At 29.8% G+C, this 26,751-nt stretch carries 23 protein-coding genes; all 23 read left to right on the top strand.

The features are described 5' to 3' along the window. Positions 1-853 precede the first annotated feature (853 nt). The 23 genes from ACXGQT_RS01365 to ACXGQT_RS01255 all read left to right on the top strand — a co-directional run bounded on the left by ACXGQT_RS01365 (position 854) and on the right by ACXGQT_RS01255 (position 25,967). Positions 854-1,189, top strand: coding sequence for a hypothetical protein (locus tag ACXGQT_RS01365; protein WP_457829638.1), 336 nt, complete (start codon positions 854-856; stop codon positions 1,187-1,189). A 977-nt stretch (positions 1,190-2,166) separates the two neighbouring features. Beyond that, entirely contained in the window at positions 2,167-2,502 is a 336-nt protein-coding gene (locus ACXGQT_RS01360; protein WP_457829637.1) for a hypothetical protein, read from the top strand. A gap of 814 nt (positions 2,503-3,316) precedes the next feature. Next, complete coding sequence (locus ACXGQT_RS01355; RefSeq protein ID WP_457829636.1) at positions 3,317-3,970, top strand: hypothetical protein; 654 nt, start codon at positions 3,317-3,319, stop codon at positions 3,968-3,970. A 1,409-nt stretch (positions 3,971-5,379) separates the two neighbouring features. Further along, entirely contained in the window at positions 5,380-5,976 is a 597-nt protein-coding gene (locus ACXGQT_RS01350) for a hypothetical protein (protein WP_457829635.1), read from the top strand. A 338-nt stretch (positions 5,977-6,314) separates the two neighbouring features. Then, on the top strand, positions 6,315-7,673 hold the full coding sequence (locus ACXGQT_RS01345) for a DNA cytosine methyltransferase (RefSeq protein WP_457829634.1): 1,359 nt from the start codon (positions 6,315-6,317) through the stop codon (positions 7,671-7,673). After that, positions 7,657-9,219, top strand: a complete 1,563-nt coding sequence (locus ACXGQT_RS01340) for an ATP-binding protein (protein WP_457829633.1) — start codon at positions 7,657-7,659, stop codon at positions 9,217-9,219. Before ACXGQT_RS01345 ends, ACXGQT_RS01340 begins: the two co-directional genes overlap by 17 nt. Positions 9,220-9,249: 30 nt before the next feature. Then, positions 9,250-11,463 (top strand): Z1 domain-containing protein, encoded by a 2,214-nt coding sequence (locus ACXGQT_RS01335; protein WP_457829632.1) that lies wholly within the window; start codon positions 9,250-9,252, stop codon positions 11,461-11,463. Beyond that, positions 11,456-12,442, top strand: coding sequence for a PD-(D/E)XK motif protein (locus ACXGQT_RS01330; RefSeq protein ID WP_457829631.1), 987 nt, complete (start codon positions 11,456-11,458; stop codon positions 12,440-12,442). Before ACXGQT_RS01335 ends, ACXGQT_RS01330 begins: the two co-directional genes overlap by 8 nt. A gap of 459 nt (positions 12,443-12,901) precedes the next feature. Continuing rightward, a complete protein-coding gene (locus ACXGQT_RS01325; RefSeq protein WP_457829630.1) occupies positions 12,902-13,297 on the top strand; it encodes a hypothetical protein in 396 nt (131 codons plus the stop codon). Between the two features lie 319 nt (positions 13,298-13,616). After that, complete coding sequence (locus tag ACXGQT_RS01320) at positions 13,617-14,171, top strand: hypothetical protein (protein WP_457829629.1); 555 nt, start codon at positions 13,617-13,619, stop codon at positions 14,169-14,171. Positions 14,172-14,380: 209 nt separating this feature from the next. After that, positions 14,381-14,956, top strand: coding sequence for a hypothetical protein (locus ACXGQT_RS01315; RefSeq protein ID WP_457829628.1), 576 nt, complete (start codon positions 14,381-14,383; stop codon positions 14,954-14,956). Positions 14,957-15,766: 810 nt separating this feature from the next. Then, on the top strand, positions 15,767-16,300 hold the full coding sequence (locus tag ACXGQT_RS01310; RefSeq protein ID WP_457829607.1) for a hypothetical protein: 534 nt from the start codon (positions 15,767-15,769) through the stop codon (positions 16,298-16,300). 227 nt (positions 16,301-16,527) lie between these two features. Continuing rightward, positions 16,528-17,742 carry a hypothetical protein gene (locus ACXGQT_RS01305; protein WP_457829627.1) on the top strand — a complete coding sequence of 405 codons (1,215 nt, stop codon included), beginning with the start codon at positions 16,528-16,530 and terminating at the stop codon, positions 17,740-17,742. Between the two features lie 199 nt (positions 17,743-17,941). After that, positions 17,942-18,343, top strand: coding sequence for a DUF6864 domain-containing function (locus ACXGQT_RS01300; protein WP_457829626.1), 402 nt, complete (start codon positions 17,942-17,944; stop codon positions 18,341-18,343). Continuing rightward, entirely contained in the window at positions 18,321-18,761 is a 441-nt protein-coding gene (locus ACXGQT_RS01295) for a hypothetical protein (protein ID WP_457829625.1), read from the top strand. Before ACXGQT_RS01300 ends, ACXGQT_RS01295 begins: the two co-directional genes overlap by 23 nt. Before the next feature lie 220 nt (positions 18,762-18,981). Further along, positions 18,982-19,923, top strand: a complete 942-nt coding sequence (locus ACXGQT_RS01290) for a toxin-antitoxin system YwqK family antitoxin (RefSeq protein ID WP_457829624.1) — start codon at positions 18,982-18,984, stop codon at positions 19,921-19,923. Between the two features lie 855 nt (positions 19,924-20,778). Continuing rightward, on the top strand, positions 20,779-21,090 hold the full coding sequence (locus ACXGQT_RS01285) for a hypothetical protein (protein ID WP_457829623.1): 312 nt from the start codon (positions 20,779-20,781) through the stop codon (positions 21,088-21,090). Positions 21,091-21,119: 29 nt separating this feature from the next. Next, the gene (locus tag ACXGQT_RS01280; RefSeq protein ID WP_457829622.1) at positions 21,120-21,725 is read left to right on the top strand and encodes a hypothetical protein; all 606 of its coding nucleotides are present in this window, start codon (positions 21,120-21,122) and stop codon (positions 21,723-21,725) included. An 835-nt stretch (positions 21,726-22,560) separates the two neighbouring features. Further along, complete coding sequence (locus ACXGQT_RS01275) at positions 22,561-23,016, top strand: hypothetical protein (RefSeq protein WP_457829621.1); 456 nt, start codon at positions 22,561-22,563, stop codon at positions 23,014-23,016. Positions 23,017-23,335: 319 nt separating this feature from the next. Beyond that, the gene (locus ACXGQT_RS01270; protein WP_457829620.1) at positions 23,336-23,719 is read left to right on the top strand and encodes a hypothetical protein; all 384 of its coding nucleotides are present in this window, start codon (positions 23,336-23,338) and stop codon (positions 23,717-23,719) included. A gap of 37 nt (positions 23,720-23,756) precedes the next feature. Then, positions 23,757-24,233 (top strand): hypothetical protein, encoded by a 477-nt coding sequence (locus ACXGQT_RS01265; RefSeq protein ID WP_457829619.1) that lies wholly within the window; start codon positions 23,757-23,759, stop codon positions 24,231-24,233. Between the two features lie 222 nt (positions 24,234-24,455). Next, entirely contained in the window at positions 24,456-25,244 is a 789-nt protein-coding gene (locus tag ACXGQT_RS01260; RefSeq protein WP_457829618.1) for a hypothetical protein, read from the top strand. Between the two features lie 189 nt (positions 25,245-25,433). Then, positions 25,434-25,967 carry a hypothetical protein gene (locus ACXGQT_RS01255; RefSeq protein ID WP_457829617.1) on the top strand — a complete coding sequence of 178 codons (534 nt, stop codon included), beginning with the start codon at positions 25,434-25,436 and terminating at the stop codon, positions 25,965-25,967. Positions 25,968-26,751: the final 784 nt, after the last annotated feature.

Raw genomic sequence — 26,751 nt, 5'->3', positions numbered from 1 at the left:
TTAAACAACCACGAAAATTTCTGGTCGAAATTTACGCAGTTATTTAAATCGAACGGTAATCATAAGTTTGAAACCAGTGCTGACTCAAAAAAAATCAAAATGAAGCTTACCTTTCTGAGCTGAAAAAAACTTTGTTTGCGTAAAAAATGAATTCGGGAAAATCCAGTAATTGATAATTTTTCTCTAGCCGATAATCATTTGAAAACTTGTGCTGCGTGTTGAAGTGTACGTGAAAATCATATAAATATTTCTTTGTTGCTTATTTGAAAAATCCCTCTAGAAAATGAAGAATTTTATAGAGTTACGTGCTGAAATGTACGCTAAAATCACTTCGTTGATAATTTGTCTTTAATCGATGAATATCTACAAGCAAAACGTTGAAATTATCGTAGCAACTCAAGATGAAAATCGTTGCGGATAATTGGGAAACTTATTTTATCCTAATGAACTTTTAAATATGAAATAGTTGCATAAACTAACAACAGCTAAAAAACATAGCTTTTTTTTGAGCGACTAAAGTTGGTTTTCTGTTTATTTTGTGTAGTTTTAGTCTGAAAATTAATCGGCTAGCTAACTCGCTACGTTTCCTAGCTAAAACCGTTGTGTGTAATTCCGAAAATCAAAAAATATCGTAAAAATATTTTTAGTTTTAACAATAATTTTATGTGGAATCACCCCATTATTTTACTTAATTTTCAAATATGGAAAATTAAAGAAATTGACAAAAATGGAGAGTTAGAAATCTTGGAAAAGATATAATTTCATATCAGGAAAAAATCAACGGTAAATTGAAATTTCCTGAGGAATATACTGAGTATGAAAATAATAAGATTTAACAATACAATTACATAAAATGGAAAAACATTATTCTTTGAGGAAAAATCCACCTTTTGAAATATTTATAAAGAAAAACGAATTTAAAGTCGTTGATAGCTTAAATCCTGAACAAAGTAAAACATATTATTTTAACCTTATTGAAAAGCTATCGCTAAGAAAAGAGAAAATTAATTGGATAAGTTCATTTTTACTTATTCCATTAAGTCTTTTAAGTGGAGGAGGTTTTGGAATACTAGACAAAAATAAAAATGAAATACGTTTTTTTCATGACGATATTCCAGTGCGAATATTTTTGAAAGGATGTGACATGAATATAGCTGAATCTGTTTTTGAAATATTAAAATCCAAATAAAAAACTACACACAACACCGGCTAAACTTCATGCGGGTTTTGTGTTTACTTCAAAGTTTTGTGTATATTTACTAAGTCGCCAAATCTTGTTGATTTGGCTTTGTAAAACCAAATCAACAAAACCAAACAAAAAGCTTCGGCTTAGTACGTGTTCGAAAATCTGGCCGATTTTCAAGCCCGCACAAAGCCTAGCCAAAACCGTTAACTTAAACAATCCTTAAAATTTCTGTCGAAATTTACGCGGATGTTTAAATTGAACGGTAATCATAAGTTTGAAACCAATGCTGACTCAAAAAAAATCAAAACGAAGCTTACCTTTTTGAGCTGAAAAAAGCCTTTTGTCTGCGTAAAAAATGAATTGGAAAAACTTCAGTAATTGATAATTTTTCTCTAGCCGATAATGATTTGTAAACTTGTGTTGCGTGTTGAAGTGTACGTGAAAATCATATAAATATTTCTTTGCTCTTTATTTGAAAAATATCTAATGAAACGAAAAGTTGTTTCACTAAGTTACGTGCTGAAATGTACACTAAAATCGCTTCGTTGATGATTTGTCTTTAATCGATGAATATCTACAAGCAAAACGTTGAAATTATCGTAGCAATTCGATTTTGAAGTCGTTACGGGTATTTTGGAAACTTCTTCTATCCTAGTGAATTTTTCAGTTTGAAAAATTGCATAAGTTAACAACAGCTAAAAAACATAGCTTTTTTGTGAGTGACTAAAGTTGGTTTTCTACTTATTTTGTGTAGTTTTAATCTGAAAACTAATCGGCTAGTTTAAACGCTACGTTTCCTAGCTAAAACCGTTGTGTGTAACTAAGAAAAATGTTAAGATTAATTACAAAGTTCACGAATCTATAATCTGAAAAAAATGTATAAATAACAAGACATAACTTGTAAAAAATATTTTCTAAAAAATTAAATTAATAACACTAAATTGAAATATAACTTTAGTCATAACTCGAAACTTTTCACATTGCGTGAGAATCCTTTATTTGAAATAGTTTTAGCTGAAAATCATTTTGAAATAATTACTGACAAAGAAAAGAATGAAATCTACTTATTCGAAAGCCTTAATGAAATTACACTAAAGAAAGAAAAAATTATTTGGTATTTGACTATACTTGATTTCCTTTTATCGCTCAGTTCTAAAATATTTCGAGGACCTATAAAAGAAGACAATGAAATATTTTTTTTCTATGAAAAAGTTCCTAAAAGATACAATTTGAAAAATTGTGATTTAAACAAAGCTTCAGAAGTAGTTGAAAAAATAAAATTTAAACTTAATAAAGCTACACACAACACCGGCTAAACTTCATGCGGGTTTAGTTCTAACTTCAAAGTTTTGTGTATATTTACTAGGTCGCCAAATCTTGTTGATTTGGCTTTGTAAAATCAAAAGAAACAAAACCAAACAAAAAGCTTCGGCTTAGTCCGTAATCGAAAATCTGGCCGATTTTCAATCCCGCACAAAGCCTAGCCAAAACCGTTAGTTTAAACAACCACGAAAATTTCTGGTCGAAATTTACGCAGTTATTTAAATCGAACGGTAATCATAAGTTTGAAACCAGTGCTGACTCAAAAAAAATCAAAACGAAACTGATCTTTATCAGCTGAAAAAAAACTTGGTTTGCGTAAAAATTGAATTGGGGAAAATCCAGTAATTGATAATTTTTCCCTAACCGATAATGATTTGAAAACTTGTGTTTCGTGTTGATGTGTACGTGAAAATCATATAAAGATTTCTTTGTTGTTTATTTGAAAATCCCTCTAGAAAATGAAGAATTTTATAGAGTTACGTGCTGAAATGTACGCTAAAATCACTTCGTTGATAATTTGTCTTTAACCGATAAATATCTACAAGCAAAACGTTGAAATTATCGTAGCAACTCAAGATGAAAATCGTTGCGGATAATTGGGAAACTTATTTTCTCCTAATGTACTTTTAAATATGAAATAGTTGCATAAACTAACAACAGCTAAAAAACATAGCTTTTTTGTGAGTGACTAAAGTTGGTTTTCTGTTTATTTTGTGTAGTTTTAGTCTGAAAATTAATCGGCTAGTTTACTCGCTACGTTTCCTAGCTAAAACCGTTAGGCATTATTTAAGAATATAACTCAAAAATATGGTAGAATTTATTACTAATCCATACTACGCTTTTACACTAATCATTGTGACTGTTTTAGTATCGTTAGGAATTTATAAATACTTAAAAACACCTTCAAGTAAGTTTTTTTTATGGAATGAGTTATTCCTACTGATAATAGCAATTATTGGGACTTTAGCAATTATCTCAAAAAATCAGGATTCAAAGAAAAAATTTGAATTGGAAAAAAAAGAAAATTGGATAAATGCCGATTTTAGATTTTTAAAAGGACATTTGAACACAAATTATTATTGTTTACCATATACAAAGTCAAAATATTTATCTGACGAAGAATGGAATAATCGGAATGAAATACGACAAAAAACTTGTGATTGGATTAGGGAAGTAAAAAAAATATTGGAGAAAGTAGATATTTATGAATTTAAAGCAATCCCTAAAATCCCATCAGTAACGGATAATATGTTAAATCAGTACAATGATATTGATGAAATTGAAATAGAATTAGAGAAAATCAATGAGCTAATTGACGAAAGAAATAAAATAGAAAAAGAAATTAGCGGAATAAATATACTTGGTAATATTGATGAAACTTTGGGGATTTTATTTATTTTAGTTGGACTTGGAATTAAGCTATCGAAATTGATATATAAATTAAATAAAAACAATGCCTAACACCGGCTAAACTTCATGCGGGTTTTAGTGCTTTCTCTAAGTTTTGTGTATATTTACTAAGTCGCCAAATCTTGTTGATTTGGCTTTGTGAAAACCAAAGAAACAAATCCAAACAAAAAGCTTCGGCTTAGTCCGTGTTCGAAAATCCGCAGATTTTCAATCCCGCACAAAGCCTAGCCAAACACGTTAGTTTAAACAACCACGAAAATTTCTGGTCGAAATTTACGCAGTTATTTAAATCGAACGGTAATCATAAGTTTGAAACCAGTGCTGACTCAAAAAAAATCAAAACGAAACTTATCTTTCTCAGCTGAAAAAAACCTTTGTTTGCTTAAAAAATGAATTTGGGAAAATCCAGTAATTGATAATTTTTCTCTAGCCGATAATGATTTGAAAACTTGTGTTACGTGTTAAAGTGTACGTAAAAATTAAACAATATTTTCTTCTCTAATTATTTGAAAAATACTTGTAGAAAATGAAGAATTTTATAGAGTTACGTGCTGAAATGTACGCTAAAATCACTTCGTTGATAATTTGTCTTTAACCGATAAATATCTACAAGCAAAACGTTGAAATTATCGTAGCAACTCAAGATGAAAATCGTTGCGGATAATTGGGAAACTTATTTTCTCCTAATGAACTTTTAAATATGAAATAGTTGCATAAACTAACAACAGCTAAAAAACATAGCTTTTTTGTGCTTAATCAAAGTTGGTTTTCTGTTTATTTTGTGTAGTTTTAGTCTGAAAATTAATTGCTAGTTTACTCGCTACGTTTCCTTGCTAAAACCGTTAACTTAAACAATCCTTGAAATTTCTGTCGAAATTTACGCGGATGTTTAAATTGAACGGTATTCATAAGTTTGAAACCAGTGCTCACTCAAAAAAAATCAAAACGAAACTTATCTTTTTGAGCTGAAAAAAGCCTTTTGTCTGCGTAAAAAATGAATTGGAAAAACTTCAGTAATTGATAATTTTTCTCTAGCCGATAATGATTTGTAAACTTGTATTACGTGTTGAAGTGTACGTGAAAATCATATAAATATTTCTTTGCTCTTTATTTGAAAAATATCTAATGAAACGAAAAGTTGTTTCACTAAGTTAAGTGCTGAAATGTACGCTAAAATCGCTTCGTTGATAATTTGTCTTTAATCGATGAATATTTACAAGCAAAACGTTGAAACTATCATAGCAATGCGATTTTGAAGTCGTTGCGGGTATTTTGGAAACTTCTTCTATCCTAGTGAATTTTTCAGTTTGAAAAATTGCATAAGTTAACAACAGCTAAAAAACATAGCTTTTTTGTGAATGACTAAAGTTGGTTTTCTATTTATTTTGTGTAGTTTTAGTCTGAAAATTAATTGCTAGTCAACTCGCTACGTTTCCTAGCTAAAACCGTTGTGCATAATTATGAAAAACATCCAGATTTTACTAATATTTCTATTTTCGATTGGAATTTCTGCACAAAATACAAGCGGAATTAATTCTGATTTAAAACTATCTGATTCCTTGAATTTGGACTCTGAAATCCGAATTTACGCAGGTGGTGGAATAACCAATTATTCATCACTTTTTAGAATGTTCAAAGACGAATCTAAAAAATGGACAGCGGAATTTTATCAGCATTACGCAAAGGTTCAAAGACAAGCGGAACTAAGAACTGAAAAACGAACCCTGAAATCGGAAAACGATATGGAATTCGTTTGGAATAGTATTTTAAGAACCAATGTAGAATTCTTGCCGAATATGTCTGAAATAAAATATAAAATGAGAGAGCGTGGAAATGTTGAATTAGTTGACGGAGAATATCAATTAATGTGGAAATCTAAGCAAATAATGGATGGAATTGGTTATCGAGTTCAAATAAGAACGGAAAATACATCAAACGAACTTGATTATGGAAATCCTGAAAGTTATTTAAAATATTATCCAGACGTAGACGAACTGATTTATTTCAATGAACTTTTGAGTTTGATAAGAAATGAATTTGGCATATGGAAAAAATAACTATGCACAACAATGTATAACCGCAATTACGCCGGATTCGACTACGTCCGAATCCACTCGGAATTGCTATGGCTTGTGCTTAATCCGAAAATAATCGCTAATTTAACCCGTAACTGACGGTTATACGAAACCGTTGTACACAAGCTCTGAAACCAACGTTCAAACAGCACATTTGGTTTTTCCGATACAAAATCCAACACTGAAAAACCAAAAGAACTGTTTTTTGCCAAAACTCGTAACGAAATAAGGAATACTATAATAGATTTAAAGTTGAAGTTCCTATTTTTGTTAATTGAGCAAGAGAAAAAAAATATTAATGATAGAAATTAAAAACATAAATGAGATTTATTGATTTATTCGCAGGAATTGGTGGATTTCATATTGCCCTCGAAAAACTCGGACACGAATGTGTATTTGCAAGTGAAAAAAGAATAAACCTAGCGGAACTATATGAGAAAAATTTTGAAATTGAAGTAAATAGAGATATTACTAAAATTGAGGTTTCAGATATTCCCGATTTTGATATTTTATGTGCAGGATTCCCTTGCCAACCTTTCTCAAAAGCTGGAAAACAAGATGGACTATTAGACAAAAGAAATGGTTCTCTTTTTGATAAAATTGTAGATATTTTAGAGTTTCACAAACCAAAGTATTTTATACTTGAAAATGTTAGAAACCTTATAAGTCACGATAACGAAAATACTTGGTTCTATATTAAGGAACAACTCGAGAATAGACTAGATTACAAAATTGACAAGAAAATATATTCACCGCATAATTTTGGAATCCCTCAACATAGAGAAAGGCTTTTCATCGTTGGCTCTAGTGATGGTTTGGACCATTTTGAATGGTTAAAAACCACGAATAATACAACTAGCATTTTTGAGTATCTAGATAAAAACCCTATCAATGCTAGGAAATTAGAAAATGAAAAAGTTGAAGTAATTGATATTTGGCAAGAGTTCATTTCTAAAATTCCAAAAGAACACAAACTTCCAAGCTTTCCAATATGGAGTATGGAATTTGGAGCTACATATCCATTTGAGGAAAAAACTCCATTTGCTTCTTCAACTAAAGCTCTTGCAAATACAAAAGGAATTTTTGGAATAGACTTGAAAGGTTTGTCTCGACAAGATAAATTTGCAAACTTACCAAGTTATGCTCGAACTGAACAGAGAGAATTTCCATCTTGGAAAAAAAATTACATACGACAGAACAGAGCATTTTATGAAAAATATAAAGACATTCTAAAACCTACAATAAAGAAAATTGAAAATCTAAAGATTTCAAGTTGGCAAAAACTTGAATGGAACGTACAAGGAGGTGAACGAGACTTATATAAATATATAATTCAATTTAGGGGTTCTGGAGTAAGAATTAAAAAAACAGACTTTTTCCCTTCATTAGTAACGGTTAGCACACAAATCCCAATTATTAGTTGGGAAAAGAGGTATATCACTCCTTTAGAAGGAGCTCGCATCCAATCTTTAAATGGAATAGAATTACCAGAGAATATTGGCACTTGTTTCTCTGCATTGGGAAATGCCGTAAACGGAACTATTGTTAGGTTAATTGCAGAAAAACTTATTAAACAAGAGCCTCTGGCCAATAAACTTAATGGTAATTCAGAAGTAATAAACGGACTGAATATAAAGTCAAACAAACCAAATGAACTAGATTATGAAAGAATTGAATAATGTAAACATTCGTCCTGGTGTTACAATTCTTTCAGTATTAAAACACCTAAACTATAAGCCTTATTATGCTTTGGCTGAATTTGTTGACAATGCAATAGATAGCTACTTAAAAAATGAAGATGAGTTAAGAAAAGTTGAAGGAGAAAATTTCAAATTAAGAGTTGATATTGAATTTGACACAAATAATAAAAAAATAACTATTAAGGATAACGCAGCTGGGATTCATTCTCATGATTATCAAAGAGCTTTTAGGACAGCAGAATTACCACCTGACAATACTCGTTTGTCTGAATTTGGAATGGGTATGAAATCTGCAGCTTGCTGGTTTTCTAATAGATGGCAAGCAAAAACAACTGCTCTTGGTGAAAATGTAGAACGTAAAGTATCTTTTGATATTTCTAAAATTGTAGAAGATAAAATTCAAGAACTACAAATTGAAATTAAACAAACAAATCCAAACTCTCACTATACTTTAATTACTTTATTTGATATAGAAGAAAAAATGCCTATACGCAGAGGATTAGGAAAAGTCAAAAGACATTTGGCGAGTATTTACAGAGATTTTTTCAGAAAAGACATTTTAGATTTATACATAAATGGTGAAAAATTAAGCTACAAAACACCCAAAATTTTAAACACTCCATATTTTGAAACTCCCACTGGAGAAAATGTTAATTGGAAACAAGAAGTTGATTTCGATTTTGGAGACGACCATAATGGAGGCAGATTAAGAGCGAAGGGGTTTGTTGCAGTTATGGAAACAATGTCTGTCAGAGATAGTGGTTTTGCGCTATTTAGAAGAGGAAGAGTAATTGAAGGAAGCGCGGATAATGATGAAGGCTTTAGACCTCCTGCTCTTTCTGGCTCTTTAGGTAGTCATAGGTACAAAAGACTTTTTGGAGAACTCCACCTTGAAGGTTTTAACGTAAGTCATACAAAAGATGGTTTTCAATGGGATGACAATATGGAAGCGTTTTTAGAAATTCTTAAAGATGAATTGGAAGGTGAAAACTCAATACCAATTCTAAAGCAAGCTGATAGATATCGAGTTCGAGAGAGTGCAAAAAAATACAAAGAAGTATCCAAAAAGGTGGTTGACAACACAACCGATAAAATTAAAGATAATATCTCACAAGATGTTCAAAGTGTTATTACAAAACCTATACCCGATAGAGTTGAAGAACCAAGTCTTAAGGAGGTTTCTAAATCCTATCACAAAAAGTTTCCATTGAATATTTCCAATATTGACTATATGGTACATATCGAATTATCGTATGATGAAAGCATTGATGAACTCATTCAAGTTGGAGACCATTTAATTCCTGAAAAGACACCGAATTACAAGAATATTGGAGTTAGATTATCCTTAATTCATCCTTTTATGGTTGAGTTTGCAGGAGATGACTACAAGGTGATTGAACCTCTTTTACGAATTGTTGTAGCATTAGGTTTATCAGAAATAATTGTAAAAAAATCTGGAGCTCCAATATCAGAATTAAGAAACAATGTGAACGAACTTTTACTTGGTTCTTTATCTAAACTGTAAAATATGCCTGAAACTGAAAATATAAATATTATGTCCGACACACCAAGTAACGATAATTGGACACCTCAATATGGTGAAGAAACTGAAAAACTATTGAATAAGGTATTTGGTTATGACATAGATGCTAAAGAAAAAGTAAAAGAAGAAACTTACCACATTATGAAGTTGTGTGGTGATCCCGAAGAAACAACCAATGATGATACTGGTCTTGTTTTTGGTTACGTTCAAAGTGGAAAAACACTGTCTTTTACAACTCTAACAGCATTAGCAAGAGACAACAACTATCAAATTGTGATTGTACTTGCAGGAATCTCAACCAATTTGGTTAACCAGTCCTTTAACAGACTTCATAACGATTTAGGAGTTAATCAAGGATTTCATAGAAAATGGGTAATGCTAAACAATCCAAAAGACCCAAATAAAAATCCCCAAGACAAAAACACTATCCAAAGAGAACTTCAAACTTGGAAAAAAGCCAATACTCCTGATGACTTCAAAAAAACATTGCTGATTACAGTTATGAAAAATACGAGTCATTTAAAAAACTTACTAGCAGTACTCAAAAAACTTGATTTATCTCACGTTCCGACCTTGATAATTGATGATGAGGGAGACCAAGCAAGTATGAACACCAAAGCCAGTTCCAATGCTAAAAGAGCAAAAGAAACTGGCATCCATACTGAACAGGAAATGAGTACAATTTATGGTAGAATAAGAGATTTAAAAAACATCTTACCACATCATACCTTTATTCAATATACCGCCACTCCACAAGCTCCGTTATTCATAAATATTTTTGATAACCTTTCTCCCAATTTTATCCAACTATTAACTCCTGGAGGTAAGTATACAGGTGGACGTGCATTTTGTTTGGAAAACCATTTTATAATCAGACAAATTCCTTATTCCGAAATATATAGTGACGATAACATCTTTGATGAAGCACCTGAAACTTTGAAAGAAGCAATGCGAACATTCTTTTTAAGTGTTACATCAGGACATTTATTTGGAGATAGAAAAGGAAATCCTAAAAATCGCTCAATGATGGTGCATCCATCTCGTTTAGTAGATGACCACGGAATTTATTATGAATGGGTTACTCACATAAAAAACCTTTGGGGTAAAATCTTATTAGAAAGACCTTATAATGACGAAAGCAAAAAACAAATTATTTCAGAGTTCCAAGAGGCATACAAAGACCTAAAAGCAAACGCTACTGAAGTTCAGCCTTTTGAAGAACTTTTAGAAACATTGGGGCATAATATTAGCAGTACAGCTGTCGAACAACTTAACTCAAAAGCTGGTAGTTCAGTAGATTGGAGCAGTAATTATTCTTTCATTCTTGTCGGTGGTCAGGCTATGGACAGAGGTTTTACTGTTGAAGGCTTAACAATAACTTATATGCCAAGAAATAAAGGAGTTGCAAACGCTGATACTTTACAACAAAGAGCCCGTTTTTTTGGATACAAAAAAGATTATCTAGGGCATTGCCGAGTATATCTTGATGCAGAAAACATACACTTGTTTAGCGAATATGTTAATCATGAAGAAGATATACGAAAGAAACTATTAGAACATAAACTTTCGGGACAACACCTAAACGAATTGGAAAGAAGATTTGTCCTTGATGAAATGTTCAAACTAACAAGAAAGAATGTACTATCCGAAGATTTAACAAGAACCACATTTGGCAATAAATGGGTTAGAATTAGAGCTCCGCATGATAGTGATCTAATAATCGAAAGCAATAGATCCACAGTTAATTCGTTTAATGAAAAATACAAGGAATTATTTGTAGAAGATGAAGGACACACAGATAGAACCGAAGAACAAAAACATCTTGTTGCAAAACTACCTTTAAAAGACTTGTTCACTGATTTGTTAAATGAATTGAAGTTTACAAGACAGAATGATTCTACTACTTATACAAATCTAAAATCTGTAATTGATTTATATACTGACGAGTTTCCTCCCGAAGACAGTTTTGTTTATCTGATAGCCAAAGGTGATTCAAGAACAAGGCGTTTGAAAAAAGATGAAATACAGCAATTATTTCAAGGTAAAAACCCAAGAACAGGTGAAGTCATATATCCTGGAGACGAAAAAATAAAATCTGATGATTTTGTAACGGTTCAAATTCATAATCTTGATTTCCGTGATACTGATTATGAAAACATAATTTCAATAGCCGTGTGGATTCCTGCTCGACTTTCTCAATCATTAATTTCTAAAGATAATGCTTGATTTAAAGGAAATATATGATGAACTGCCTTTACCTAAAAAGCCAAGTTCCAATAGCTTTTCAGCAAAAGCCATTATAGGATATGAGAACCATAGAATAGCTAAGGATTTCAATGATAACCCAAGTCTTTTGATATTAATTTCAGAAAAAAAACAAGACTTTTTTGTTGCAAATCAGAATCTATTTAACATCAAGGTAACACATAATGTAAAATGCGAAATTGAAACTGATAAAAAAATAAACCACAATAACTTTTCTGTTGTTTCCTATGTTGGTCAAAATGATGATGTAAAAGATATTTTCTTGAAAACTTGCCAAGTATTGATAAAATCACTTGGTCAAAGTCCATCCAATAAGAAAATAAGACAGACTGTAGATAAATTCATCGAATTATTTAAGGCAATAAAAGAACCTCCAAAAAAATCCATACAAGGGCTTTGGAGTGAATTATTTTTAATAGAGCAGTCTAGTACTCCTGAAAAAATCATTTTGGGTTGGCACAGCATTCCCGAAGAGAAATTTGATTTTAGCTTTAATAAATTAAGGATAGAAGTTAAAAGTTCAGTAACTGAATCAAGAACTCATCATTTTAGCATAGCTCAATTAAACCCTGTAGGTAATACTAAAATCATCATTGCATCAATTCTTTTAAACACGAGTATAGCAGGATTAAGTGTATTTGAATTGCTAAAAAAAATTAGCGGCAAATTAGATGCTTTTCCAAAGCAAAAAGAGAAATTGCACCTTTTGACTTATTCAACATTAGGAGTTGATGTGGAAAGGGTCAATGAAATCAAATTCGATTACGAATTAGCTAAAGAGTCTTTACAGTTTTATAATTCAGAGGATATTCCAAAAATTGAAACTATTAATATTCCTAAAGAAGTTTCAAATGTAAGATTTACAAGTAATTTAATAAATTCTAAACCTAATGATTTAAACATTGCTAAACTTTTAAATTTCATTGAAAACGAATCATAAAAAGATAGGATAATGCCAACGCTAAAAGCCATACACATTTGCAATTCACACCAGCCAAAACGAAGGCCAAAAATTACAAAAAAGTATGTCTTTGCGAACGCTGACAGGCAAACTGAATGAAGAAAAGCCAGTGTACAACAACGTATATAAAAAATAGCTATTTAATTGCTTGTACGAAAGAAAATAAATAAATAAATTAATGGTCTGTTATAATCCGAAAAATTAGTATGTAAAATACGCTACTTTTCATATACAAACCCGTTAGCTAATATTTCAGAACAAACCATAAACAACACACCTACAGTATATTATACTAAAAAATTAACATTAAACTAATGTTAGAAAACTAAATTTAATATATTTTAGTTTTAAGTAAACAAGAAAATATATCAATGATGAATAACCTAATTAGATAACTTTATTAGGTAAATCTCATTTGATAATTCTTAAATTAATACTATGAAAAAAATAATTTATTTACTATTAATTACATTCGTATTTTATAGTTGTGATCCTGAAGTTTGTGCTGAGTACAAAATCAAAAACTCAACTAATTTAGACTTAACTCTTATACTAGTAGAAAGTTCATCTTCAAGAAAAACAATAGAAATAAATAAACAAAGTGAAATTAATTTTGTTGAATCAAGTTGTGATATTGGAGGTGCTCCTTTACTTTATTTATCTAACTATGATTCTATATCTATCAAAAGTTCATCAAATGAATTATTGAAAATTTTTCAAGAGAATACTCTAGGTAAAAACATTTATAATGTTGATAAATACTGGATAATAAAAAAGACTTCGAAACACCACTATGTCTTTACTTATGAAATATCTGATACAGATTTAGAATAGTATTATTATTACTCTGAGTAATTAATTTATAATAGATTTTGTTATATTATTAAGATAATATCAATCTTTAGAAATTTCTTTAATTGATACAAATAAAAAACATTAGCTAACACCGGCTAAACTTCATGCGGGTTTTGTGCTTACTTCAAAGTTTTGTGTATATTTACTTAAGTCGCCAAATCTTGTTGATTTGGCTTTGTGATAAACAAAGAAACAAAACCAAACAAAAAGCTTCGGCTTAGTCCGTGTTCGAAAATCTGGCCGATTTTCAATCCCGCACAAAGCCTATCCAAAACCGTTAGGTAACATAACTACAAAAATGACAATATCTGAAATATTAAACTCTTTAGGAATTTTAATTATAATAGTTGGTGCTTTATTAGGTGCACGTGGTTTTTTTTCAGAAAAAGACACTGATCTTGTAGCAAGAACACAATTAATGTTTGGAAACGACGAACATTTTAAATCTATGATATTTCAAAAATACAATGAAATTGCTGGATTCTTTTTGATAATTTTTGGATCAATAGTTCAATTATCGACAGTTATCTTTAACCTTGATAGTAAATATCACTATAATGTAAAAATTATTGTTCCTCTATTAATCATACTAACTATTTTATCAATTATAACATTGATTAAACTAGTTAATTATATAACTGAATATAGAATTGATTATGTAGATGTGAAATTATGGAGTGACCATTATTTAAAAACAAGTACTAAGGTTGAATTAACTGATTATGAACAAAAACAATTTCTTAAAGCCGAAGAAAAAATTAATGAAATATTATTAAAACGTTGTAAGAATTTTAAACCTACAAGCATAGAAGAAACAATTCAAACTGGAAGAAAGAAATTTAAAATTAAATAACGTTACCTAACACCGGCTAAACTTCATGCGGGTTTTGTGCTTACTTCAAAGTTTTGTGTATATTTACTAAGTCGCCAAATCTTGTTGATTTGGCTTAGTTCAAACCAAAAGAAACAAATCCAAACAAAAAGCTTCGGCTTAGTCCGTACTCGAAAATCTGGCCGATTTTCAATCCCGCACAAAGCCTAGCCAAAACCGTTGTAAACAATTTGAGAAAACGCACAATCAAATACGGAATTATAAGTTTAATTGGAATCTATTTGATTTTCCAATTTCTTCCAGTTGACGATTATTGTTCAGGTCTTGGCAATTTTTTGAGCTCTCTTTTTATAATCGGACTTTTAATTTTAATAGTATTCGTTTTAGCAATTCGGAATCTAATTCGAATTAAAAAAAAGAAAGAGAAATTTGATTTTATTCCTTTAATAATTACCCTATTCTTTGGAGTAATGTGGTATTTTTTAGTGGATATGACTGACAAAAAATTCTGGACTGAAGAATCGTTAGTAGCTTTTGTGGAAATGGAAGGAACACCAAACAGCGGATCATTAGTTCTTTTTAAGAATGGTTCTTTCGGAGCTTCATATCATCGTGCTGATTATAGCTGTACTTATCAAGGAAATTATGAAATAGTTGACAATCGACTTACTCTAAAAAGAAGTGATTTGAGCGAATTAACTCATAAGGTTTTTACGACTGAATATTTGATTAATCGAAAAGATAGTTTATTAAAACCAATGAAAGACGGATTTAAGGAAATCGGAATTTCAAAAATAAACGAATAAAAACTGTTTACAACACTGTATATAATTTATTGCTTGGTTCTAGCCTATTTACGAAAATCCTCGCGGATTTTCTATTCGGTTTTTATTTGTTAACTTAGTTGCTTAACCACGCAACAAACCATATACAAACACGTTAGCTTTAACAACGCACAAATTCTGGTCGAATTTCCGCAGTTGTTATAATGCTGATACTTTTACTTAATTTTTTCTGAAACCAAGTCTGACTCAAAAAATTTAAAAACCATTTTTTCTATCGAAAAGCAACTCCTTTTTAGCTGAGAAATATTGTGTTTTAATTGTGTCGCTACTTTCCGTAAATCTCTATTTGAAAAACATCTAAATCATTGATAAATTTTACTTGCTGAAAATAGATAAACTTGTATTTCTTGATGAACTATTCGTGTAATTTAATTCTTTGATAAATCCATTTAAAACGAAAAATTGTGTACTAAAGTTACGTGTTGAATTGTACGCACAAAAAAATCTTCGTTGATAAATTTCTTCACAATCGATACATATTTTCAAGCAAAACGTTGAATGAATCGTAGCAACACGATTTGAAAGTCGTTGCGCATATTTTGGAAACTTCTTCCCTCCTAGTGAACTTTTCTATTTGAAAAAGTTGCACAAGCTAACAATGGCTAACTAACAAAGCTATTTTTTTACTTTCTCTAAGGTGGTTTTCTGTTTATTTTGTGTAGTTTTAGTCTGATAAACTATTGGCTTGTATAACGCTTCGTTGGCTAGCCAAAACCGTTACCTACAATTATGAAAAACATTCGAATTTCATTTATAATTCTTCTGACTTTTATGTCATTTTCCTTATTTGGACAAGATGATTCAAGATACACAGATGGAAACGGATTTGACTCTGTTTTTCAAAATTTAGAATCGGGAAATTTTAGCGGAACGATAAACGGAATTTTAATTGTGAGAGATTCTGAAAACAAGGAATCTTTATTAGATTTTCAAGGCAGTTACGCAAAATTGGAAATAGAAAAAGATGAAGACGAAGTTTATGATGTGAGTTATAAAAAATATACTGGAAAAACAACAAGCGGAAAAACGGAAATAAAATACGAAACTTACGCTTACGCAAACTCGATTGGAATTGAATTTAATGGAGAATATTATAATTTATCATTAATCGATGGAGCTTGTGATTTAATCATTAACGGACTTGAATACTCTTATAAATCTGAAAAAAATGCTGAATATCTAATTATAAGAATTACAAAAGAAATAGAATTAATGAATCGTTATGATAGCAAAATTAGAAAAACAATAAAACTTTTACCAAACTCAACTTTGGTTTTCGCAATTAATCGGAATAAAAAACTGTAGGTAACACCGGCTAAACTTCATGCGGGTTTTGTGCCAACTTCAAAGTTTTGTGTATATTTACTGGGTCGCCAAATCTTGTTGATTTGGCTTTGTGAAACCAAAGAAACAAATCCAAACAAAAAGCTTCGGCTTAGTCCGTGTTCGAAAATCTTGTCGATTTTCAATCCCGCACAAAGCCTAGCCAAAACCGTTGTACTTAATGCAAAAAAACAACAAAAACCAATAAAATGACATCAGAAACTTTTGAAAATCACAACATATTTGACAGGTTAAAATCCTTAGAAGAAATTTTAGAAAATGAAGATGTTAAATCTAAAATAGACCTTGAAAAACTTTCTTTTTTTCAAACAGTTTTCTCTTATATCAATCAAAGAGTTAAGTTGACAATTCCAGATTTAGTACTACAAACGGAATTAGATGCACTAAGCAATGAACTAAATGCAGGAATAACCCAAGTAAATAGTTTTGTTGGAAATAATAATGCAGGACATTTGAATAATGCAACTAACAATTTTAATGCAGCAATTAATCGAATTAAAAATTTTCCGATTCCAGTAGCCAAAGCTGACTTTAATTTCTCGCGTAAAATTGCAGACTTTGAAAAAACTGCCAAAAGCAAATATAATTCCTTAGAGAAAGACAAAAACGAACTAAAAACTGAAATTGAAAAATTTAAAATAAACTTATCGACTAAAGAAACTGAAATTCAAAGATTACTTAAGTTAATTGAAGGAAAAGAAAGTGAAATACAAAATTTGAATTCTACATTTCAAACCAATTTCAATAATATAAAATCAGAACACAATCAAAGCTTTGAAAATGATAAGAAAACTTATCGTTCAGAAATAGAGAAAGTCAAAGAAACTTTTCGAGAAGAAATTGACGAATTAAAAGAAAGTATTGATACAGATACAACAAAGATTGTAGAACAACTTAATACCAAACTAGCGGAAGCTAAAACGCTCGTTAATTTAATTGGTAATGTTGGAGTTACTGGAAATTATCAAAATATAGCCAATAGTCATAAAGAAAGTGCCAATTTTTGGAGAGGTTTTGCTATCGTTTTTATGAGCATCTTTTCAGGGCTTTTAGTGTGGACAATTATTGATTTAAGTTCATTAGGATTTGATTGGACAAAATCTTTAATCAGGTTAGTTGCTGCAGCTGCACTTTCTTATCCTGCAACTTATGCTGCACGTGAATCATCAAAACATAGGAAATTAGAAACAATTAATAGAAATGCTGAATTAGAATTAGCTTCAATAAATCCTTTCATAAAAGGTCTTTCAGATGATAAAAAACAGATTATAAAAGAAAAGTTAGTTGAAAAATATTTTGGTAATACTAAAGAAAATGATTTTTTAGATACAAAAGAACCAGAGGGTTTATCTATTCCTGCATTTGAAAAGATATTAAGTGCTATCTCAAAATTAAAAGGATAAGCACTAAGTACACACCGGCTAAACTTCATGCGGGTTTTGTGCCAACTTCAAAGTTTTGTGTATATTTACTAAGTCGCCAAATCTTGTTGATTTGGCTTTGTGAAATCAAAAGAAACAAAACCAAACAAAAAGCTTCGGCTTAGTGCGTGTTCGAAAATCTGGTCGATTTTCAACCCCGCACAAAGCCTAGCCAAAACCGTTGGCTGTAATTAAAAAAACAAATATGATAAAAATAAAAGTTGGAGAACTAGACGTTTATGAAAAAGGTTCTCTAGTCAATACTTCTGGCGAAAAATTAGAAATAGCCTTAGGAAGTCAACACCAATTTATTGCTGAATTTGAATTTCTAAAAGATTCTGAAAATACAGAAACTCGAATTGAACCATTTCAAATTGAAAGGATTGGTGTTGGAATAAAGTTTATTAATTTTAATAACACGTTAGGAACGGGAAATATAACACCTATGAGAGTAGGTTGGTTAGAAGGTCGAAGCATTTTCTTAAATTATAGAGTATTTCCAATAAATAATGAGCAAGGTTATATCCTTGAATACACTTGGTTATTAGGTAAAAAAGTAGATGCTGATGGAAACGAAATCTAATGACCCAAAAAATATAAACAGTGATTTATCTGGTCAAACAGATAACAACTCAAAAGCATTACCTGTTTCTGAAATAAATAAAGCAAAAGCTACTTCAGAAATACACTTTGACGGAAATTCAACTTACTATTCTCTTAACGAACACGAATTTGAAACAATAAAAAGAGGGAGTAATAATATTTGGAAAGAATTAACTATTGCATCTGTAGCACTATTTATTCCTCTACTTTCAAACACAATCTCTGAAGGAATGAGAATTGAATGGGACAATTCTTCCTGGAATTTATTTTTCAATGGATTATTTACATTAACATCATTTATTTTAGTAATCTGTTTCAGTATAGCTTGGTATAATTCAAATGATGAAGTAAAAAATATTATTAAAAGAATTGAAAGTAAACCGAAATTTAAAATATAAAACTACAGCCAACACCGGCTAAACTTCATGCGGGTTTTGTGCTTACTTCAAAGTTTTGTGTATATTTACTAGGTCGCCAAATCTTGTTGATTTGGCTTTGTAAAAACCAAAGAAACAAAACCAAACAAAAAGCTTCGGCTTAGTCTGTGTTCGAAAATCTTGTCGATTTTCAATCCCGCACAAAGCCTAGCCAAAACCGTTGGCATAAATAAAAAATGACATGAAAAAAATTCTAAAAATCATTTTACTTCTTACCACGACTTTACTTTATAGTCAAACAAATAAATTCTCACATTGTAATTGTGTAGAAAAGCTAGAAAATAATAACTATGAGCTTAAATGCAATAATAAAATTATTGAGAAAGGTACACTAATCAATGATGTCAAAGAAGGAGAATGGAAAACCTACAGTAGAAAAGGAAAATTAATAAGAAAAATTAACTATACAAATGGAGTTCTGAATGGTAAAGTTGAATTATTCAACGTAAAAGGAAAACCAAAATTAATAGGAGAGTTTAAAAACGGAGGTAAGGTAAACTCTTGGACTTATTTTACAAGAAAAGGAAAAGTTTTAGTACAGGGAAAATATGAAAAAAATATACCTGTTGGAATTTGGACTATAAATAATAAAAAAGGAAAAAAAGCTGTAGTCCAATACGACTTTACAAAACAAGAATATTTATTAAACAAAGAAACTCCTTATCATAAAGACGGAGATATTATACAAAATGACAATACAGAAGAATGGTATATTCTAAAATCACCAAATAAAACATATTCTACAAAGTCTGAACCTCTTGGAGGTTACTCTTTTGCTAATTATTTATTCATTGAATTAGTTGAAGTTCCTGAAATATTTTGGGACACATATATCTATGAAAAATATCATGTTATAATTAATATTGGAGCTAATAATGAGATAAATTATAAATGTGAAAAATTAAATGAAGACTTACCTAATGAACATGTAGAGTTAACATTCTTATCAGTGACAAATCCGACTTCTAAAATCAAAAGAATCAATTTTTCTGAAAAACATTTAGACATTTTAAAGAGTAAAATTAATGAAGCTGTAGAATTTCTCCCTCCATGGATAAATAATGGTTCAAATAATGAAGAATTATTTATTCATTATGTTATAAATGAAAACATGCATAAATAAACTTATGCCAACACCGGCTAAACTTCATGCGGGTTCTGTGCTTACTTCAAAGTTTTGTGTATATTTACTAAGTCGCCAAATCTTGTTGATTTGGCTTTGTGAAACCAAAAGAAACAAATCCAAACAAAAAGCTTCGGCTTAGTCCGTAATCGAAAATCTTGTCGATTTTCAATCCCGCACAAAGCCTAGCCAAAACCGTTAGCCTAAACAGGAAATTTCGGTCGAAATTTCCGCAGATAAATTAATTCTTAACTTTTCTTGAAACATTTTGAAACCAATCTTAACGCAAAAAATTTAAGTCTGAAACTTTTCTATAAACCGATAATTTATTGACTTTATTTTAAGGAAATTTATTTGTTCAAAATCTACTTTTTAGTTGCTGAAAATTATTGAGTTTTCTCAACTCCTAAAAAATAACGTGCTGAATTGTGTGTGAAAAAGTGAATAAATTTTCATTCTTAATTCTTTGAAAAAAAATCTATCAAAATAAAAATTGTGTTAAAAATTGCGTGCTGAACTGTACGCAAAAAATGTTTCATTGATACTTTTTTTATGCCGAAAAATATTAACAAACAAAACGTTGAATTTTATCGTAACAACGCGATTTGAAAAGTAGCAACGCTGAAAAAAATAAGGATAATGCATTTTTTCAATAAAAACATTTTCGTGGCTGAAAACTGAAAAACTGCATAGGCTAACAACAGCTAAAAAACAAAGCTTTTTTGTGCTTTCATAAAGTTGGTTTTCTTTTTATTTTGTGTAGTTTTAAGTTTGAAAATTAATCGGCTAGTCTAACGCTTCGTTTCCTAGTTAAAACCGTTGGCAAACATAGTATTACACATCTAAAGAACAATTATGAATGATATTTATTTTGGAATAATTTTTACCTGTATTACATTATCAATATTCTCTTTTACAATAGCATTTTTAATGAATCTTTGGATTTATTACTCTGCAGAAGATGATAAATATCCATTATTTCCAATTTTAAACCCTCTTTCTGCATCATCGTATGAATTAATGTTTAAATCTATGTTTAAAATGAAATGGAACATTGAAGGAGAAAACAAAAAGTTTAAGAAGAAATCTAATAACTTAAGAAATTTTTCAGGAATTATAATACTTTTAGCTATAGTCGTTGGAATATTAAATGCACTTATAAATTAACTTTTTTGATAAAAACATAACAACTGAAAATGGGAGGAGAAGGAAGTATGTCATCTATGAGAAATATACTTCGTAATAATAAAAATTTATTACGAAAGAAAAGTATGTTTTCAAATAATGATACTTTCAAAAGCTTGAAAAAAAATAAAGATTCATTTGAAAAAAACAGATATGAAACAAAAGAAATATCTGAAAGTGAGCTTAGGATATTAAGAGATAAAATCATCAAAAATAGGAGAAAAAATATCCGAAATATTATAATATTTTCTGTAATATTTTTGAGTGTCTCAACTTTATTATTTTTCCAAATAAACAGTTTTCACAAACAACGAAAAGCAATTCCTAACAATGAAAAAGAAAATAATAGTGTTTATTATATGCATATAAATACTGGTGATCGTTTTTCAACTAAAAATGAATGGGAAAAAGCTATTATAAAATACGAAAGTGCTATTGAGCTATTACCTGAAAAATATGTTGCATATCATAGACTTGCCTTTGCTGTTGTATCTAACTGTATAACTAATAAAAATAATTGTGAAAATTCTGAGAAACTAGTCAATCAAATAATTGAAAAATTTCCAGAAAAAGAAAATGAGTTGAAAGTAATATTAAACCGATTGAAAACACGTTAGCCAACACCGGCTAAACTTCATGCGGGTTTTGTGCTTACTTCAAAGTTTTGTGTATATTTACTGGGTCGCCAAATCTTGTTGATTTGGCTTTGTGAAAACCAAAGAAACAAATCCAAACAAAAAGCTTCGGCTTAGTCCGTGTTCGAAAATCTTGGCGATTTTCTTCCCGCACAAAGCCTAGCCAAAACCGTTAGCCTAAACAGGAAGTTTCGGTTGAAACTTCCGCAGCTTAATGAATCTTTATCTTTTCTTTTAATATTTTGAAACCTATCTTAACGCAAAAAATTTAAGTCTGAAACTTTTCTTTAAACCGATAATTTGTTGACTTTATTTAAGATTTTTTATTGTTAAAAATGTACTTTTTCGTTGCTGAAAATTATTAAGTTTTCTCAACTCCTAAAAAAATAACATGCTGAATTGTGCGTGAAAAAGTGAATAATTTATCATTCTTAATTCTTTGATAAAAATCTATTAAATGAAAAATAATGTTGAAAGCTACGTACTGAAATGTACGCAAATAAATGTTTCATTGATAAATTTCATTTAACACGAAAAATATAGAAAACAAAACGTTGAATTTATCGTAACAACGCGATTTGAAAAAGTAGCAACGCTGAAAAAATAAAGATTATGCATTTTTTCAATGAAACATTTTCCTAGCTGAAAACTGAAAAACTGCATAGGCTAACACCGGCTAACAAAAAAAGCTTGTTTCTTGCTTTTTCTAAGTCCGTTTTATTTTTATTTTGTGTAGTTTTAAGTCTGATAATTAATCGGCTGGTTAAACGCTTCATTTGCTAGCCAAAACCGTTGTGTAACATTAAAAAGAAGAAAAATGACTCCTGAAATAGCAAAAAAAATTGGAATCAAAAAAGCATTTCAATCAGCTTCAATAGGTATAATAATTTCATTTCTTTTTATGACATTACTTGCTGGCGGAAATATTTTATGGTTAGTTAAATGGAATTATTTAATAAATATCATCATTGGAATTGGAGTTTTTTATGGACTTGCTTACTGGTTTGGAAAAAATGCTGGATATGAAATCCTAATAGAGAAAAAAAATCATGAAAAAGTCGGAATAAAATATGGAATCTTGACATTAATATTAACAGCAATTCTCGTTGGTTGGACTGGATTTGTACAGGAAGGAATGGAGCCTTACGATACTTTTTGGAATTCATTTGAAGATTACATTTTTAAACCATTCTTTTGGATAACGTTAATTGGAATTATTCCAGCAATTTTAGTCGGAATTAAATTTGGTAAATGGATAAAAAAAAGCGTGTAAATTATTGGACTTTAGTATTGATAATGTAAATTTTAGGATAGTTAAGAAAATTTATCATATTTAAATTTCATTATTTACTGAATGAAATTTAAAACGTTACACAACACCGGCTAAACTTCATGCGGGTTTTGTGCTTACTTCAAAGTTTTCTGTATATTTACTAAGTCGCCAAATCTTGTTGATTTGGCTTTGTGAAATCAAAAGAAACAAATCCAAACAAAAAACTTCGGCTTAGTACGTGTTCGAAAATCTTGTCGATTTTCAATCCCGCACAAAGCCTAGCCAAAACCGTTGGGTAAAATTTTAGAAAAAAATAAAAATGGACGATTTTATTCCTCCTATAAAAGACAGAAATACTGAAGAATTACTTGAGATTTTAGCATTTGAAAATGACTGGAATCCAGAAGCTGTCCTTTTAGCTAAAAATGAATTAGCGCATAGAAAAATCGACTCCAAAGAAATACAGAACATTAAAAATTTATCTAAAGAATTTAAACAAAATATACAATCTGAAAAAGCAAATGAAGGATTTACATTAGCTGACTTTATTTTTGATTTTGGGCATACTTTAATTATAATTTTATTCTCTTGGGAATTGAAAAAAGACGGATATCCAAGAAAAGCTAAACAACAAAAATATTTTAGAATAGGAATTCTAATAATAATAATAATTATTGGTTTTATTTACTCAATATTTCAATAAAAATTCTTAAAAACAACTATTAAATAAAATTTTGACTATGAAAAAATTATTGTTAATATTTTTGTGCATCACATATTCATTTAATTCTTATGCACATAAAGACACCGAAATAAAAATTGGTGAAAATGGAAAATTAACAGGACTTCCAAAACAATATTCTCCTGCACAATTTGAAAGTAATAGTTATACTCTTTCTATTGGCAAAAATTCCATAAAAATCCCTGAATGTGTAAAGAAATATTTTGCTAAATATGAAAAACCTACTTATCGATTCACTGCTTCTTGGTATCATAATTCTGGAATTTTGCCTCCATACATAAGTTTATTAATATCGGATTATGGTAAACCAAATAAATGTAAAATACTATTTAATTTAGACACTCTCGAAATAATTAAATTAACAACTATTATTAGAAGTGTAAATGACAAAGGAAGTGTTAAGGAAAAAATGATAAATCAAAAATTAACTTCTGAATGTGAAAACGAAATTTTAAAATCAATTTTGATAAAATAAACTTTACCCAACACCGGCTAAACTTCATGCGGGTTTTGTGCAAACTTCAAAGTTTTATGTATATTTACTAAGTCGCCAAATCTTGTTGATTTGGCTTTGTGAAACCAAAGAAACAAATCCAAACAAAAAGCTTCGGCTTAGTACGTAATCGAAAATCTTGTCGATTTTCAACCCCGCACAAAGCCTAGCCAAAACCGTTGTACGCAATATTGACCAAACACAGTGAACAAAATTAAAAACAGTCCTCTTTATTTTTTAGAATATGCACCGAATGTAACCTACTCGGATGGAAAGCCCGCTGAACATAAAAATTTAGAAAATAGGTCAGTTTTAAAGGAGGAATTAGTTGTTATTGTACAAAAAGATGATGGTGAAAAAATAACTTTCACGAGCAGAACAGTAAAGTATTTGGACAAAATATTTATTGCACCACTTCCAAATCCTGTACATATTCTTTTAAATAGCGGAATTGAAAATTACAACTATTCTATAAAAACCTTGGAATTGCTAAAACACGATTGTCAATTGGATAATGAGGCTAATGGAATTCACATGTTGAATATCGGAATTGATAATACTAACAAGAATTTTAACGACTTGATTAAATTCAAAATAATGTCTGTTATATTATTAGTTACTTCATTAGAAGCTTTTTTAAATCAAGTTATTCCGAACAATTTCATTTATGAGCAGACTAAATATGGAAAGACAAAAAAGCTGAACAAGAAAAAAATTGAGAGTCCTCAAGTTACATTTAAAGAAAAATTGACCGTTTTAATTAATCAGCTTTTAGAACAACCTAATTTTTCGGAAAGTAACTCGAAAATTATTGGACAAATTACGGAATTGTACGATTTAAGAAGAGAAGTAATTCACTTAAAGACACATTCTGAAAACGAAATGGGAATGTACTTTAAAAGCATTGGAAAATTATTGGACATCGAACTTGAAAAAGTAATTAAATCAACAATTGAGTATATGAATCGAATAAAACCAAAATTCATTGAATAAAATACTGCGTACAACAATGTATAACCGCAATTACGGCGGATTCGACTACGTCCGAATCCACTCGGAATTGCAAGCGTCAGTGATTAATCGAAAAACAGTAACTTAAAACCCGTAACTGACGGTTATACTAGACCGTTACCTACAATTATGAAAAACATTCGAATTTCATTTATAATTCTTCTGACTTTTATGTCATTTTCCTTATTTGGACAAGATGATTCAAGATACATAGATGGAAACGGATTTGACTCTGTTTTTCAAAATTTAGAATCGGGAAATTTTAGCGGAACGATAAACGGAGTTTTAATTGTGAGAGATTCTGAAAACAAGGAATCTTTATTAGATTTTCAAGGCAGTTACGCAAAATTGGAAATAGAAAAAGATGAAGACGAAGTTTATGATGTGAGTTATAAAAAATATACTGGAAAAACAACAAGCGGAAAAACAGAAATAAAATACGAAACATACGCTTACGCAAACTCGATTGGAATTGAATTTAATGGAGAATATTATAATTTATCATTAATCGATGGAGCTTGTGATTTAGTCATTAACGGACTTGAATACTCTTATAAATCTGAAAAAAATGCTGAATATCTAATTATAAGAATTACGAAAGAAATAGAATTAATGAATCGTTATGATAGCAAAATTAGAAAAACAATAAAACTTTTACCGAACTCGACTTTGGTTTTCGCAATTAATCGGAATAAAAAACTGTAGGTAACACCGGCTAAACTTCATGCGGGTTTTGTGCTTACTTCAAAGTTTTGTGTATATTTACTAGGTCGCCAAATCTTGTTGATTTGGCTTTGTGAAATTAAAAAATACAAAACCAAACAAAAAGCTTCGGCTTAGTTGCGTGTTCGAAAATCTGGCCGATTTTCTTCCCGCACAAAGCCTAGCCAAAACCGTTAGGTAACATAAACTCGTAGCCGCATTCTCCAAACAAACATTTATCAAAGCTGATAAATTCGCTCCTCTCCTATTTTGAAACTTTTCCATGAATAAAAATCAATTTAGTAACAATGAAAAGTCATTTAAAGCAATTTTTAGGTTGGCTATCGCCGTTTTTTTATTTAGTCGTTTAAGAAGACAAGTAAAATGAGAAACTTATTAGAAACGCTGAAATCTAATCTTTGCGTGTTTGAAAATCGTAGCTGTGAATAGAATATTAATTGATAAATTTTCTTAATCCGATATACGGTGTCAAAACTTATGTCATCGTAATTATGAAAGATTAACTCTTCTTGATAATTTTCTAGAAATCAAATAACTTTTCTAATATTTGAAAATTGATTTACAAGAGTAACGTGTAGGAAATTATCGTAGCTGTAAATTATTTGATTTTTTTGAGAAATTTAAATAACTGAAAAACATAGAAATTCTTTAATTATCGTAGCTCCAGAAAGAAATTAAAATTATTGAAAAAAATTTATTAATAACTAAAGATTTTACTTCAAAACATCATTTGATAAAAACGTTACCTAACACCGGCTAAACTTCA

The sequence above is a fragment of the Wenyingzhuangia sp. IMCC45467 genome, from assembly GCF_054111205.1.
The sequence above is the reverse complement of the archived record's forward strand: the minus strand, read 5'-3'. Positions and strand labels throughout refer to the sequence as shown.

What these genes read in the sequence shown, in the direction of transcription:
- ACXGQT_RS01365 (WP_457829638.1), top strand. Translation starts at nt 854, where the DNA reads ATGGAAAAACATTATTCTTTGAGGAAAAATCCACCTTTTGAAATATTT.
- ACXGQT_RS01355 (WP_457829636.1), top strand. Translation starts at nt 3,317, where the DNA reads ATGGTAGAATTTATTACTAATCCATACTACGCTTTTACACTAATCATT.
- ACXGQT_RS01350 (WP_457829635.1), top strand. Translation starts at nt 5,380, where the DNA reads ATGAAAAACATCCAGATTTTACTAATATTTCTATTTTCGATTGGAATT.
- ACXGQT_RS01345 (WP_457829634.1), top strand. Translation starts at nt 6,315, where the DNA reads ATGAGATTTATTGATTTATTCGCAGGAATTGGTGGATTTCATATTGCC.
- ACXGQT_RS01340 (WP_457829633.1), top strand. Translation starts at nt 7,657, where the DNA reads ATGAAAGAATTGAATAATGTAAACATTCGTCCTGGTGTTACAATTCTT.
- ACXGQT_RS01335 (WP_457829632.1), top strand. Translation starts at nt 9,250, where the DNA reads ATGTCCGACACACCAAGTAACGATAATTGGACACCTCAATATGGTGAA.
- ACXGQT_RS01330 (WP_457829631.1), top strand. Translation starts at nt 11,456, where the DNA reads ATGCTTGATTTAAAGGAAATATATGATGAACTGCCTTTACCTAAAAAG.
- ACXGQT_RS01325 (WP_457829630.1), top strand. Translation starts at nt 12,902, where the DNA reads ATGAAAAAAATAATTTATTTACTATTAATTACATTCGTATTTTATAGT.
- ACXGQT_RS01320 (WP_457829629.1), top strand. Translation starts at nt 13,617, where the DNA reads ATGACAATATCTGAAATATTAAACTCTTTAGGAATTTTAATTATAATA.
- ACXGQT_RS01310 (WP_457829607.1), top strand. Translation starts at nt 15,767, where the DNA reads ATGTCATTTTCCTTATTTGGACAAGATGATTCAAGATACACAGATGGA.
- ACXGQT_RS01305 (WP_457829627.1), top strand. Translation starts at nt 16,528, where the DNA reads ATGACATCAGAAACTTTTGAAAATCACAACATATTTGACAGGTTAAAA.
- ACXGQT_RS01295 (WP_457829625.1), top strand. Translation starts at nt 18,321, where the DNA reads ATGCTGATGGAAACGAAATCTAATGACCCAAAAAATATAAACAGTGAT.
- ACXGQT_RS01290 (WP_457829624.1), top strand. Translation starts at nt 18,982, where the DNA reads ATGAAAAAAATTCTAAAAATCATTTTACTTCTTACCACGACTTTACTT.
- ACXGQT_RS01285 (WP_457829623.1), top strand. Translation starts at nt 20,779, where the DNA reads ATGAATGATATTTATTTTGGAATAATTTTTACCTGTATTACATTATCA.
- ACXGQT_RS01280 (WP_457829622.1), top strand. Translation starts at nt 21,120, where the DNA reads ATGGGAGGAGAAGGAAGTATGTCATCTATGAGAAATATACTTCGTAAT.
- ACXGQT_RS01275 (WP_457829621.1), top strand. Translation starts at nt 22,561, where the DNA reads ATGACTCCTGAAATAGCAAAAAAAATTGGAATCAAAAAAGCATTTCAA.
- ACXGQT_RS01270 (WP_457829620.1), top strand. Translation starts at nt 23,336, where the DNA reads ATGGACGATTTTATTCCTCCTATAAAAGACAGAAATACTGAAGAATTA.
- ACXGQT_RS01265 (WP_457829619.1), top strand. Translation starts at nt 23,757, where the DNA reads ATGAAAAAATTATTGTTAATATTTTTGTGCATCACATATTCATTTAAT.
- ACXGQT_RS01255 (WP_457829617.1), top strand. Translation starts at nt 25,434, where the DNA reads ATGTCATTTTCCTTATTTGGACAAGATGATTCAAGATACATAGATGGA.